This window comes from Silanimonas sp. (genome assembly GCF_027531545.1).
Lineage (GTDB): Bacteria > Pseudomonadota > Gammaproteobacteria > Xanthomonadales > Xanthomonadaceae > Silanimonas.
This window is the reverse complement of sequence record NZ_JAPZSC010000006.1, coordinates 234,825-247,318: the sequence shown is the minus strand read 5'-3', so window position 1 is coordinate 247,318 and position 12,494 is coordinate 234,825. Positions and strand designations below refer to the sequence as shown.

The following is a 12,494-nucleotide window of genomic DNA, read 5'->3' as shown; positions in this document are numbered from 1 at the left end:
TAAAGGTTCAGGAGCACCCGCATGGCCAGCTACGGCATGAATGACGTCAAGAACGGCATGAAGATCATCGTGAACAACGAGCCGTGCGTCATCCAGGACACCGAGTACGTGAAGCCGGGCAAGGGGCAGGCCTTCACCCGCGTCAAGTACCGCTTCATCAAGTCCGGCCGCGTCGTCGAAATGACCATGAAGGCCACCGACAACGTCGAGGCCGCGGACGTCGTCGATACGGACATGCAGTACCTCTACAACGACGGCGAATTCTGGCACTTCATGCAGCAGGAGACCTTCGAGCAGGTGCAGGCCGACGCCACGGGCGTGGGCGAGACCGCGAAGTGGATCAAGGGCGAGGAGCCCTGCGTCGTCACCCTGTGGAACGGCACCCCGATCGCCGTGCAGGCTCCGAATTTCGTCGAGCTCAAGATCATCGAAACCGATCCGGGCGTCCGCGGCGACACCTCGGGCGGCGGCGGCAAGCCCGCCAAGCTGGAGACGGGCGCGGTCGTGCGCGTTCCGCTGTTCGTCGGCCAGGAAGAAATCATCAAGGTCGACACCCGCACCGGTGAGTACGTCAGCCGCGTCAAGTAATCGCGCACGCCAGTCTCTGGCGTCATCGCCCCGCCACGGCGGGGCCGTCATCCTTGCGGCGCGCCCTCACCGGCGCGCCGCAGCCTTATCCGGGGAATGAATGTGCTCGAACCCTGCGACCTGTTGATCGAAGCCGGCCACGTCGTGCCGGTGGTGCCGAAAGGCGCCGTGCTCGCCGACCACGCCGTCGCGGTCAAGGACGGCCGCATCCTCGCCGTGCTGCCGCGCGCCGAGGCGCGCGCCCGCTTCCTGCCCGCGGAGATCGTGTCGCGGCCGGAGGCTGCGCTGATCCCCGGCCTGGTCAACATCCACACCCACAACCCGATGACCCTGCTGCGCGGCGTGGCGGACGACCTGCCGCTGATGCCCTGGCTGCAGGAGCACATCTGGCCGATCGAGGGTGCGGTGATGGGCCCGGACTACATCGCCGATGGCATCGAGCTGGCCGTCGCCGAAATGCTGCGCGGCGGCACCACCACCTGCAACGAGAACTACTTCTTCCCGGACGTGCAGGCGCAGACCTACAAGCGCCTCGGTTTCCGCGCCACCGTGGGCCTGCCGGTCATCGAGTTTCCCTCGCCCTGGGCCAAGACCACCGTCGAGTACTTCGACAAGGCCCTCGAGGTCTACGACGCCTGGCGCACTGATCCGCTGATCCGCTTCGCCTTTGCGCCGCACGCGCCCTACACCGTGTCGGACGCCAGCTTCGAGCGCATCGGCATGCTCTCGGCGCAGCTCGACATCCCGATCCACTGCCATGTCCACGAGACCGCGCAGGAGATCACCGATTCGCAGGCGCAGCACGGCCAACGCCCGTTGGCGCGGCTGGATCGCCTCGGCATCGTCGATTCGCGCCTGATCGCGGTGCACATGACCCAGCTCACCGAGGGCGAGATCAAGCTCTGTGCGGAGCGTGGGGTGCACATCGCGCATTGCCCGCAGTCGAACCTCAAGCTCGCCTCGGGCTTCTGCCCGGTCGAGGCCCTGCGCAACGCCGGGGTCAACGTGGCCATCGGCACCGACGGCTGCGCCAGCAACAACGACCTCGACATGTTCGAGGAAACCCGCCACGCCGCGCTGCTGGCCAAGGCCGTGGCTGGCGACGCGCGGGCACTCGACGCCGCCTCGGCGCTCGAGGCCGCGACGCTGGCCGGCGCCAAGGCCCTCGGTCGCGACGACGAGATCGGCTCGATCGAAGCGGGCAAGCAGGCGGATCTGGCGCTCGTGGATCTCGGCGAGCTCGAGCTGCAGCCCTGCTACCACGTGATCTCGCACCTGATCTACGTGGCCACGCGCCACCAGGTCAGCGACGTCTGGATCGCCGGGCGGCCCAAGCTCCGTGATCGCCGACTGATCGACATCGACGTGGAGGCCTTGAAGGCGAAGGCGAAGCAGTGGGCGCGCCGGATCGCCGACATCCCGCGGCCGGGGAGCCCGGCATGAGTGCGCCCGTGGCCCCCGCCAACGTCAATCCGGCCGAAGTGGCCAAGTTCTCCGCGCTGGCGAACCGCTGGTGGGACCCGGACGGCCCCCAAGCACCGTTGCACGTGCTGAATCCCGCGCGGCTCGGCTACGTGGCGGCGCGCCAGCCGCTGCGTGGTGCCCGCGTGCTGGACGTCGGCTGCGGCGGCGGCCTGCTCAGCGAGGCCATGGCCCGCGAGGGCGCCCGCGTGCTCGGTCTCGACCTCTCGCCCGAACTGATCGACATCGCCAAGCTGCACCGGCTGGAATCGACGCAGGGCGGAGCGATCCTCGACCTCGAGTACCGCGTGCAGGCGGTCGAAGCCCTGGCCGCCGCCGAACCCGCCAGCTTCGACGCCATCACCTGCATGGAAATGCTCGAGCACGTGCCGGAACCCGGCAGCATCCTCGAGGCCTGCGCGCGGCTGCTGAAGCCCGGCGGGCGCCTGTTCGTCTCCACTATCAACCGCACGCCGGCGGCCTTCGCGCTCGCCATCGTCGGGGCGGAGTACATCGCCGGCCTGCTGGCGAAGGGCACCCACGACTACCGCAGCTTCATCAAGCCCTCGGAAATCACCCGCGTTCTCCGCGCCGTGGGCCTCGACGTCGAGGACGCGAGCGGCCTGCACTACGACCCGCTGCGCAAGTCGGCCAAGGTCGCGCCGGGTACCCGCGTCAACTACCTCCTGTCCGCACGGAAGCCCGGATGACGTTCCGCGCCGTGCTGTTCGACCTTGATGGCACCCTCGCCGACACCGCGCCCGACCTGATCGCCGCGGTGAACCGCATCCTCACCGAGGAATCGAGGCCGCCGCTGCCGGAGTCGGCGTTGCGACCGCTGGTCTCGAAGGGTGGTCGTGCCCTCCTTGCCCGCGCCTTCGCCGACCTGAGCGAAGACGCGCGCGAGCCGTTGCTGCCGCGTTTCCTCGCCGCTTACGCCGAAGCCCTCGCGGTGCACACGCGGCCGTTCGAAGGCATCGAACCGCTGCTGGCTGACATCGAAGCCCGCGCTTGGCCGTGGGGCATCGTCACCAACAAGCCGGAAGGCCTCGCGGTCGGCGTGGTGGCGGGTCTGGGCTGGTCGACGCGTTCGAAGGCCCTGGTGGGCGGCGACACGCTGGCGGTCCGGAAGCCGGCGCCGGAACCGCTCTGGCTGGCCGCCTCGCATCTGGGTGTCCCTCCCGAGGCCTGCCTCTACGTCGGCGACGACGCCCGCGACATCGAAGCGGCGAAGGCGGCGGGCATGCCCAGCGTGGCTGCCCTCTGGGGCTATCGCGAAGCGCACGAAGACCCGCGCGCCTGGGGCGCGACGGTCGATTGCGTCGACGCCGAAGCGCTGCGCCGTTGGCTGGGCGGGCAGGGCGCATGAGTCCCGCGTCACTCGACGAAGGGCTGCGTGCCGCTTTCGCCAAAGCCGAAGCGCGTGAGCCGATCCACCGCGCCGCTGCCGGTTTCGTGCCGATGGAATCGCGCATCGTGTTCATGGCCTGGGTCGCCCTGCTCGAGGAACTGCGGGAGTGCGCTTTCGAGCTTTCGGACCCCCGCGTCACGGCAGTGAAGTCGGGATGGTGGGCCGAGGAACTCGATGGCGTCGCCCGAGGTGCGGCACGGCATCCGCTCACCCGCGTGCTCGTGCGCAGCGGCGCCCCTTGGGCCGGCATCGGCGATGCCCTCCTGGCCGCGGCCAGTGACGACGCGCCGGCGGCCGACCTCGAAGCCACCATCGTGGCCCTCCGTCCGCTCGCCGAGGCACTGGTCCGCGTCGAAGCCCACCTGTTCGGCGCCGAGCCCGACATCGAGGCCCAGGCCCGCACCCTCGCCGTGCACTGGTTGCGGCTTCGGCTCGAACGCGGCATCGAGGCGAGCGACCGCGGCCGCGTGCCGCTCATGTTGTTCGCCCGTCATGGCCTGCGCCGTGACCAACTGGCAGGCACGGAGGCCGAGGCCCTGCGTCGTGACTGGGCGAGGCAGTTGCACGACGCCTTGCCCGCCGCGTTGCCGCAGGGTTGGGCGTATCCCCGCCTGATCGGGTTGCACACTGATCGTCGCGCGCTGCGGTGCGCTGCCGAAGGTCGGGGCGCATCGCGCGGCATCACCACGGGCTTCCTCGAGGTGTGGCTGGCATGGCGTTGCGCTCGCAACGCTGCATTGCGGGTCCATCCTTCGGCCACCCACACGACTTGACGTACGCTGCACCCGCACCCACTTAGGGTGCCTGCCTTTACCGACCGGACCCCCCATGTCCCCGACTCGCGAAAACGTCGTCCGCATCATGCCGGACATCGCCAACGACGCCCGACCCGCGACGGCCGGCCAGCTCGCCTGGGTGGGCATGGGCGAAATCGAAGCCCCCGTCCGCGTGGCCACCGACGGCGTCGAGTCGGCGGCCGTGCCGGCCCGCATCAAGGCCTTCGTCAACCTGCATCGCGCCGACGTGCGCGGCATCCACATGTCGCGCCTGTACCTGCATCTCGACCGCCATCTGGCCGCCGAGCCGCTGAGCGCCAACAGCCTGCGCCGCCTGCTGCGCGATTTCCTTGATTCGCATGCCGACCTGTCGGATCGCGCCATGGTCGAGATCCGTTTCGACCACCTGCTGCGCCGCAAGGCATTGGTGAGCGACAACACCGGCTGGAAGGCCTACCCGGTGACCCTCGTCGCTACGCTCGACCGGGCGGGCTTCGAGCTCGAACTCGGGGTGCAGGTGGCCTATTCCAGCACCTGCCCGTGCTCGGCGGCCTTGGCGCGCCAGCTCATCCAGGAGCAGTTCCGCAACGACTTCGCCGCCGGTGGACCGGTCGATGCCGATGCGGTGCTGCGTTGGTTGGGTTCGGAACAGGGCATCGTTGCGACGCCACACAGCCAGCGCAGCCACGCCGACGTCAAGGTGCGGCTGGCGTCGAACGTGAGCGAGCTGCCGATCGTCGACCTCGTCGACCGCATCGAAGGGTCCCTCAAGACGCCCGTGCAGACCGCCGTGAAGCGCGAGGACGAGCAGGCCTTCGCCCGACTCAACGGCCAGAACCTGATGTTCTGCGAAGACGCCGCTCGCCGGATGCAGTCGGCCCTCCAGACTGACGAGCGCATCGCCGACTTCTGGCTGCGCGCCTCGCATTTCGAAAGCCTGCACGCCCACGATGCCGTTGCGGTGGCCGTGAAGGGCGTCGAAGGCGGCTACGGTCCCCGAGGCTGAGGTTCGCGCGGGAAAACGACCCGGGGCGCCTCAGGGCACCGGGTCGATGCCCCCCGGATGCAGCGGGTGGCAGCGGCAGACGCGCTTCGTGCCCAACCACACCCCCTTGGCCGTGCCGTGCTTCTGCACGGCCTCGTACATGTACATGGAACACGTGGGGTGGAAGCGGCAGTGCTGGCCCAGCAAGGGGCTGATGAAGCGCTTATAGCCGCGCAGGCTGGCGAGGACGAAGCGCTTCAAGTTCGGACTTCCGCGAGACGGCGGGTTGCCCCGCTGGGGCCGAAAGGCTATAACACGCCGCCGCAACGGCTCAACGACCCAGAGGAACCTCGTGGCTGCCAAGAAACCCGCGAAAAAAGTTGCCAAGGCCCCGGCCAAGAAGAGCAGTGCGGTCGGAAAAGTGGCGAAGGCGGTCGGCAAAGTCGCCAGCGCGGTGAAGAAGGCGGTTTCGACCCCGGCGAAGAAGGCGCCCGCGAGCAAGGCCAAGCCGGCTGCAAAGCCCGCTGCCAAGCCGGCCAAGGCCGCCGTGAAGGCCCCGGCCAAGAAGGCCGCCAAGCCCGCTGCCAGCCCCGCACCGAAAACGATCGCCAAGTCGAAGCCCGCGCCCGCCAAGGCGCCGGTGAAGGCCCCGGCCAAGGCCGCCGCGAAGCCTGTGGCCAAGCCGGCGTCCAAGGCTCCGGTGAAGGCTCCCGCGAAGCCCGCCGCCGCCCCGGTGAAAGCCACGGCTCCGGCCAAGGCGCCCGCCGCCGTCGTGAAGGCCGAGACGCCTGCGAAGGCGGCCGCCGCAACGCCCAAGGCGAACCCGGCCCCCGCACCCAAACCCACCACCCCCACGGCAACCCCGGCGAAGGCCGGCGCGCGTCCTGCGGAAACGAAGCCCAGCGGCAACCGCGCCGGCTACGTGAAGCCGGAGCGCCCCCGTGAAGAACCGAAGCGACCCAACCAAGTGATTGAACGCGTCACCCTCCCGGCCGGCTACAAGCCGAACCCGAAGGAGGAGTACATGAACTCCTTCCAGCTCGAGTACTTCCGCCAGAAACTCATGGGCTGGCGCCAGGAGCTGGTCGAAGAGTCCCAGCAGACCATCGAGAACCTCAAGGAAGAAGTGCGCGATGTCGGCGACGAGGCTGAGCGGGCGACCCGCGAAACCGAGAACGCCCTCGAGCTGCGTACTCGCGACCGCTACCGCAAGCTGATCAACAAGATCGACAGCACCATCCGTCGCCTTGACGAGGGCGATTATGGCTTCTGCGTCGACACCGGCGAGCCGATCGGCCTTGATCGCCTCGAAGCACGCCCGACCGCCGAGCGTACGCTCGACGCGCAAGAGCGCTGGGAGCACCTGCAGAAGCAGATGGGCGACTAGCCTGGAGCGGTCACCGTCCTCGCCTCCGGGCGGACAAGGCGAAACAGCAAGCCCCGCGAACGCGGGGCTTGCTGTTTCTGGCGTCGCGAACTCGAAGATCGCGCTTCGTTGGGAGTCGCGCGTTACGGAGCCTGCGCGCCGCCCGTCGCTCAGCGCGCGCTGGCGTTGGCCGGGTTGTCGAGGAAGCGCCAGGATTCGCCCGGCGCTTCGCCGCCCACGCGTTCGAACAGGCGCTCGCGCAGGAAACGGATCGGCATCGAGCCCTCGCGCATCACGCGGTCGTGGAATTCGCGCTCGCTCCAGCCGCCGCGGGTGACGCGCTCTTCGTGCAGGGCGCGGAACTGCCATCCGCCCACGAGGTAGGCCACCTGGTAGAGCGGGCCGTAGTCGCCGGCGATCGAGCGCCGCACCTCGGCCTTGGCATTTTCCGGCTCGTGGCCGACGCGATCGACGAGCAGCGTCACGGCCTCGTTGGGCGTCATGCGTCCCGACTGCACGCCCAGCGAGAAGAGAATCCGGGCCGCCCGGTGGCTGCGCCAGAACAGCATGCCGACCCGGTCTTCGGGCGAGGCCGCGAAGCCCATGTCGTAGAGGCGAAGCTCCCAGTACAACGCCCAGCCTTCGGTCCAGAACGGGCTGTCGAAGCTCGACCGGTGGGTGCTGTGGCGCTGGGCGTACCAGTGCTGCAGGTGGTGGCCGGGGATCAACTCGTGGTGGACCACCGCGCGGGAGAAATGCCGGTTGTTGCCGCGCAATGCGTTGAGCTTGCGCTCGTGCGGCATGCCGTCGGTGGGAAACGCCACCCAGACGTCCTGGCCGCCGAGGAAGAACGGCGCCTGCAGCTGGTATTCGGGCGTGAGCATCGTCATGCGCCAGTCGCGCTTCGCACCGTCCGGAACCGTGAGCAGGTCGCGGGCTTCGAGGAAGTGCACCGCCTCGTCCGCCAGTTCGACCACGAGGCCGGGTTGTTCGCCCGGGGCGACGTGGCGCTGCTTGACGCGTTCCAGCGCCTCCCGCCAGTCGCGCGCACCCATCTCTCGGGCGGCCTTGTCCATCTCGGCCTGGCACCAAGCCAGCTCCTTCTCAGCCGCAGCCATCAGTTCCGCCGGGCTGTAGTCGACACCTTCGGCGGCCAGCGCCTTGGCGATCGCCGCGTCGCCGATCGGATCCGCACGCAGCGTTTCCGGATCGGCGGCACCGCCCAGCGTGTCGCGGAGCAGCTTGCCGTGCGCTTCGAGCTGCTTGTCGAGCGCGGCGTAGGGGGCGTCGACCCACCAGCTGAACTGCGGGTCGTAGCCGGACTGGTAGGTGTGCCAGTCCTCCAGCCCGCGTCGCAGGGCGGCGGCATGCTGCGCCGCGCGCAGCGCGAGGGTGGGGGAGGCGCCGGGCGCGCCATTCGGTGCGGTGAGGCGGGTCGCGCGAGCCTCGAGGTCGCGACGCACGCGTTCGAGCACATCGGCGGTGCGGCGCGGATCCGCCTGGCGGAGGTCGCGGCGAGACTCCAGCAGGGCCACGAGGTCATCGTATCCGGGAAGCAGCCCGCGCACTGCCTCGTAGCGCTCCTTGCCGAACGCTTGTGCCGTCGTATCCAAGGCGAGCTCACGCTGCAGCAACAGGCGGTCCAGGCGGTCGTCCTGGTTCAGCGTGTCGGCATCGATCGCGGCCAAGCGGGCTTGCCAATCGGCAACGAGACCGGCACGAAGCTCCGCGCGTCGCGGGGCGTAAAGCGGTTCCGAACCGTCGTCGACGAGCGCCCTCACGTGCTCCAGCGCCTCGCGGTCGGCGCGGTAGCGGGTGATCAGCGGGCGCAGCCGTGACGCGGGCTCCTCCGGCATCGCCGACAGCGGCGGCGGCGCGAAGCGGGCCGGCTCGATAGTGATCGCTGACGGCGCCGAAGAAGCGGGCGTCGTTTCGGCGCCGCGAGCCACCACATCGTGCAGCGGGGCCGCGCACAGCGCCGCCAGCACGGCGAGGCTCAAGGGGCGAAGCGTCATGCGGGCTCTCCAGCGCGGCGCGCGGTGTCCTGGATGAAGGCGAGCAGGGCGGCCAACCCGTTGCTGCGGGTGGGCGACAGGTGCTTCGTGAGCCCGATCGCCGCGATGTAGTCGGGCGTCGTGGCGAGGATCTCGGCCGCGCTGCGCCCCGAATAGACGCGAAGCGCGAGGTGGATCAGCCCCGAGACGATCGAGGAATCACTGATCGCGTGGAAGTCGAGCTTGGCCGCGTGGCCTTGGGCCACGATCCAGACCTTCGACTGGCAGCCGAGCAGGCGGTGTTCCTCGGTCTTCCAGGCCTCGGGCAGGTCGGGCAGCTTGCGGCCCAGATCGATCAGATACTGGTAGCGCTCGGTCCAGTCGCCGAAGAAGCCGAACTCCTCGGCAATGGCCGCCTGGGCCTCGGCCGCGGTCGTCTCCATCGGGAAGGGCGAGACGGGCGGCGTCACGACCGGGGCGTTCACGCGCGCTTCCTGGACCAGCGCACGCCCTGCGGCGTGTCCTCGAGAACGATGCCGGCAGCGGCCAGTTCGTCGCGGATGGCATCGGCGCGGGCGAAATCGCGGGCCTTCTTGGCGGACGTCCGCTCGGCGACAAGGGCATCGATGCGCGCATCGTCGTCGTTGGCTGTGCCTTTGCCGAACCAGGCCTCCGGATGCTGCTGGAGCAGGCCCAGCGCGGCACCGGCTCCGAGCAGCGCGGCCTTCGCATCGCGGGTTTTCGCGATGACAGCTTCGATCGAGGCATCGTCCGTCGACGAAACGAACTCGCGGTGTGCTGCCCGAAGCTCAGCGGCAAGCCGCGAGAGCTCCGCCAGCGCCGCCGGCGTGTTGAGGTCATCCATGAGCGCGGATTCCACCGCTGCTGGAAGCTCGGGCACGGCGTCAACATCGACGAGGTCGCGCAGCGTCCCGTACAGGCGATCCAGGGTGTTGATGCTCTGTTCGATCAGGGCCGGCGACCAGTCGAGCGGCTGCCGGTAGTGCGCGGAGAGCAGGGCATAGCGCAGGGCTTCGGCCGGGTAGTCCTTCAGCAGCTCGTGCACGGTGCGGATGTTGCCGACCGACTTCGACATCTTGCTGCCGTCAAAGGTGAGCATGCCGTTGTGCAGCCACCATCGGGCGAAGGTCGTGCCGCTGGCGCACTGGCTCTGCGCGATCTCGTTCTCGTGGTGCGGGAACTGCAGGTCGACGCCGCCGGCGTGGATGTCGATGGTGTCGCCGAAGTGCGCGTGGCACATCGCCGAGCACTCGATATGCCAGCCTGGGCGGCCGCGGCCCCAGGGCGAATCCCAGCCCGGGAGTTCCGGGGTGCTGGGCTTCCAGAGGACGAAGTCGCCGCCCTCGCGCTTGTACGGCGCGACCTCGACACGGGCGCCAGCCAGCATTTCGTCCGTGCTGCGGCGGGAGAGGGCGCCGTACTGGGCGTAGGTCGAGACCTGGAACAGCACGTGGCCATCCGCGGCGTAGGCGTGGCCCTTGGCGATCAAGCGCTCGATCATCGCGATGATGTCGGCGATGTGGTGGGTGGCATGCGGCTCGATATCCGGCAGCTTCACGCCGATCGCGCCCATGTCCTCGCGATAGATCGCGGTGAACTTCTCGGTGATCGTGGTGATCGGCACCTGCTGCTCGATCGCCGACTGGTTGATCTTGTCGTCGACGTCGGTGATGTTCCGGGCGTAGACGACCTTCGGGAAATGGCGCCGCAGCAGATCGGCGAGCACACCGAACACCACCGGTCCCCGGGCATTGCCGATGTGGGCGTAGTTGTAGACCGTGGGGCCGCAGACGTACATCGTGACGCGGTCCGGATGGGCGGGCTGGAAGTCCTCGACCTGTCGGGAAAGGCTGTTGAAGAGACGGATCGCCACGGGGCCTCGGGGCTGACTGAACACGGCCTTGGAGTGTAGCAACCGGCCCCTTTGGCTTAACGGAAATCTTAGGCTTCGGTTCAGCCGCTCGGTGCTGGAATTCGGACTGTTCGACACACCCGGAGCTCTTGATGATCCGCACCCCGCGCCACGCCCTGGTTATCGCCGTCGCCGTCGCCGTCGCCTCGGGCGCCGCTTCGGCCCAGTACCGCGACGACTACGCGCCGGCCTATGCCTCGGGCCAGGAGAACGTCTCGTACGCGTATGCGCAGGTCACCCGCGTCGACCCGATCTACGAAACCGTCCGCACCCGCGTTCCGGAAGAAATCTGCGGTGGTGAGGAAGTGCGCGAGGTCCGGCGTTCGAACGGTGGGACCGTGGTCGGTGCCCTGGTCGGTGCCGCCCTCGGCAACACGGTCGGCAGCGGCGATGGCCGCCAGGCCGCCACGGTGGCCGGTGCCGTGATCGGCGGCGCCATCGGCCGCAATTCCGACAAGAACAACGAACGGGTCGTCGTCCGCGACGCCGGTTGCCGCGTGGTCGACGTGGAGCGCGAGCAGCGCCGTGTCGCGTCCTACGACGTCGAGTACGTGCACCAAGGCCAGACCTACATGTCGCGCCTGCCTTACGATCCGGGTGACCGCCTGCGCGTGCGCGTGGCCGTGACCCCGGTGGACGAAGGCACGGCCTACCGCTGAGTTCGGCGTCGCGTGGTACGGACGGAGCGCCCTTCGGGGCGCTTCGTCGTTGTGGGGCTTGCACCGGCCCGCCGGCTCTGCGACCCTTCGCCCCCTATGTTCTCCTTCCTGCCCGCTTTCGGCGTCCTGACCTCGGCCTACATGGCCGCCGGGATGACGTCTCGTGCGCGCCGACCGGAATCCCGCCAAGCCGCTGGGTAACCGGTTCGTTTCGTCGTTTTGAAACCACCAACGCCCAGCCTCGTGCTGGGCGTTGGCGTTTTGCGTCCCATCTTTTCCCAATTGCCGCCTTTGGAGCACCACCGATGAAGCACTTCCTGAACACCCAGGACTGGTCCCGCGCCGAGCTCGACGCCGTGCTCGACGAGGCCGCGGCCTTCAAGGCCTCGAAGTTCGGCCAGCAGATGGCCGGCAAGAGCATCGCCCTTGTGTTCTTCAACCCCTCGCTGCGCACGCGCACCAGCTTCGAGATCGGCGCGACGCAGATGGGCGGCCATGCCGTGGTGCTGGCCCCGGGCAAGGACGCGTGGCCGATCGAGTTCGATTTCGGGACGGTGATGGATGGCGAAACCGAGGAGCACATCGCCGAGGTGGCGAAGGTGCTGAGCCGCTACGTCGACCTGATCGGCGTGCGCGCCTTCCCCAAGTTCGTCGACTGGTCGGTGGATCGGCAGGACAAGGTGCTGGCGGGTCTCGCGAAGTACGCAACGGTTCCGGTCATCAACCTCGAGACCATCACCCATCCCTGCCAGGAGCTGGCCCATGCGCTCGCGCTCCGCGAGCGTTTCGGCAAGGACCTCCGCGGCCGCAAGTACGTGCTGACCTGGACCTACCACCCGAAGGCGCTCAACACGGCCGTCGCGAACTCAGCCCTGACCATCGCCACGCGACTCGGCATGGACGTGACCCTGCTGTGCCCGAATGAGCAGTACCTGCTGGACGAACGCTACATGGGCTGGGCACAGCAGAACGTCGCCGAGAGCGGCGGTTCGCTGCAGGTGTCGCATGACATCGATGCGGCCTACCGGGACGCCGACGTGGTCTACGCCAAGAGCTGGGGCGCGCTGCCCTTCTTCGGCAACTGGGCCGACGAGAAGCCCATGCGCGACGAGTACAAGCACTTCATCGTCGACGAGCGGAAGATGGCCCTGACCCGCGACGGCGGCAAAGGCCTGTTCTCGCACTGCCTGCCGCTGCGTCGCAACGTCAAGGCAACGGACGGCGTGATGGATTCGCCGAACTGCATCGCCATCGACGAGGCCGAGAACCGCCTGCACGTGCAGAAGGCCGTGATGGCCCGCCTGCTGCGCGGTTGACGCGC

The 12,494-nt window shown here is 68.8% G+C and carries 13 protein-coding genes; 9 read left to right on the top strand and 4 right to left on the bottom strand.

Going from position 1 to position 12,494, the window contains the following annotated elements:
- The first annotated feature begins 21 nt into the window (after nucleotides 1-21).
- The 6 genes from efp (at nucleotide 22) to folE2 (ending at nucleotide 5,242) form a co-directional block, all read left to right on the top strand.
- Nucleotides 22-588, top strand: coding sequence for an elongation factor P (gene efp / locus O9280_RS05440; RefSeq protein WP_298339835.1), 567 nt, complete (start codon nucleotides 22-24; stop codon nucleotides 586-588).
- A 96-nt stretch (nucleotides 589-684) separates the two neighbouring features.
- Nucleotides 685-2,031, top strand: coding sequence for a TRZ/ATZ family hydrolase (locus O9280_RS05435; protein WP_298339832.1), 1,347 nt, complete (start codon nucleotides 685-687; stop codon nucleotides 2,029-2,031).
- On the top strand, nucleotides 2,028-2,759 hold the full coding sequence (ubiG, locus tag O9280_RS05430; RefSeq protein ID WP_298339829.1) for a bifunctional 2-polyprenyl-6-hydroxyphenol methylase/3-demethylubiquinol 3-O-methyltransferase UbiG: 732 nt from the start codon (nucleotides 2,028-2,030) through the stop codon (nucleotides 2,757-2,759). Before O9280_RS05435 ends, ubiG begins: the two co-directional genes overlap by 4 nt.
- Entirely contained in the window at nucleotides 2,756-3,418 is a 663-nt protein-coding gene (gene gph, locus O9280_RS05425) for a phosphoglycolate phosphatase (RefSeq protein ID WP_298339826.1), read from the top strand. The genes ubiG and gph overlap by 4 nt, the downstream gene beginning before the upstream one ends.
- Nucleotides 3,415-4,233 carry a hypothetical protein gene (locus O9280_RS05420; protein WP_298339823.1) on the top strand — a complete coding sequence of 273 codons (819 nt, stop codon included), beginning with the start codon at nucleotides 3,415-3,417 and terminating at the stop codon, nucleotides 4,231-4,233. Before gph ends, O9280_RS05420 begins: the two co-directional genes overlap by 4 nt.
- A gap of 88 nt (nucleotides 4,234-4,321) precedes the next feature.
- A complete protein-coding gene (folE2, locus tag O9280_RS05415) occupies nucleotides 4,322-5,242 on the top strand; it encodes a GTP cyclohydrolase FolE2 (protein ID WP_298340611.1) in 921 nt (306 codons plus the stop codon).
- A 30-nt stretch (nucleotides 5,243-5,272) separates the two neighbouring features.
- Here folE2 and yidD read toward each other — a convergent pair whose 3' ends face one another.
- Nucleotides 5,273-5,482 (bottom strand): membrane protein insertion efficiency factor YidD, encoded by a 210-nt coding sequence (gene yidD, locus O9280_RS05410; RefSeq protein ID WP_298339820.1) that lies wholly within the window; start codon nucleotides 5,480-5,482, stop codon nucleotides 5,273-5,275.
- A gap of 91 nt (nucleotides 5,483-5,573) precedes the next feature.
- Between yidD and dksA the strand changes: the two genes are divergently transcribed.
- Nucleotides 5,574-6,608: an RNA polymerase-binding protein DksA gene (gene dksA, locus O9280_RS05405; protein WP_298339818.1), complete on the top strand. Its 1,035-nt coding sequence runs from the start codon at nucleotides 5,574-5,576 to the stop codon at nucleotides 6,606-6,608.
- Between the two features lie 149 nt (nucleotides 6,609-6,757).
- On the opposite strand, the gene O9280_RS05400 is transcribed toward dksA, so the two are convergent.
- From O9280_RS05400 to cysS, 3 genes are read right to left on the bottom strand one after another with little or no spacing between them, the layout of a single operon-like run.
- Nucleotides 6,758-8,602, bottom strand: a complete 1,845-nt coding sequence (locus tag O9280_RS05400; RefSeq protein ID WP_298339815.1) for a DUF885 family protein — start codon at nucleotides 8,600-8,602, stop codon at nucleotides 6,758-6,760.
- Nucleotides 8,599-9,024 carry a SufE family protein gene (locus tag O9280_RS05395; protein ID WP_298340610.1) on the bottom strand — a complete coding sequence of 142 codons (426 nt, stop codon included), beginning with the start codon at nucleotides 9,022-9,024 and terminating at the stop codon, nucleotides 8,599-8,601. Before O9280_RS05395 ends, O9280_RS05400 begins: the two co-directional genes overlap by 4 nt.
- 38 nt (nucleotides 9,025-9,062) lie before the next feature.
- The gene (cysS, locus tag O9280_RS05390) at nucleotides 9,063-10,475 is read right to left on the bottom strand and encodes a cysteine--tRNA ligase (RefSeq protein WP_298339812.1); all 1,413 of its coding nucleotides are present in this window, start codon (nucleotides 10,473-10,475) and stop codon (nucleotides 9,063-9,065) included.
- Nucleotides 10,476-10,606: 131 nt separating this feature from the next.
- Here cysS and O9280_RS05385 point away from each other — a divergent pair, with 131 nt between their 5' ends.
- Nucleotides 10,607-11,173 carry a glycine zipper 2TM domain-containing protein gene (locus O9280_RS05385; protein ID WP_298339809.1) on the top strand — a complete coding sequence of 189 codons (567 nt, stop codon included), beginning with the start codon at nucleotides 10,607-10,609 and terminating at the stop codon, nucleotides 11,171-11,173.
- 305 nt (nucleotides 11,174-11,478) lie between these two features.
- Entirely contained in the window at nucleotides 11,479-12,489 is a 1,011-nt protein-coding gene (locus tag O9280_RS05380; protein WP_298339806.1) for an N-acetylornithine carbamoyltransferase, read from the top strand.
- Nucleotides 12,490-12,494: the final 5 nt, after the last annotated feature.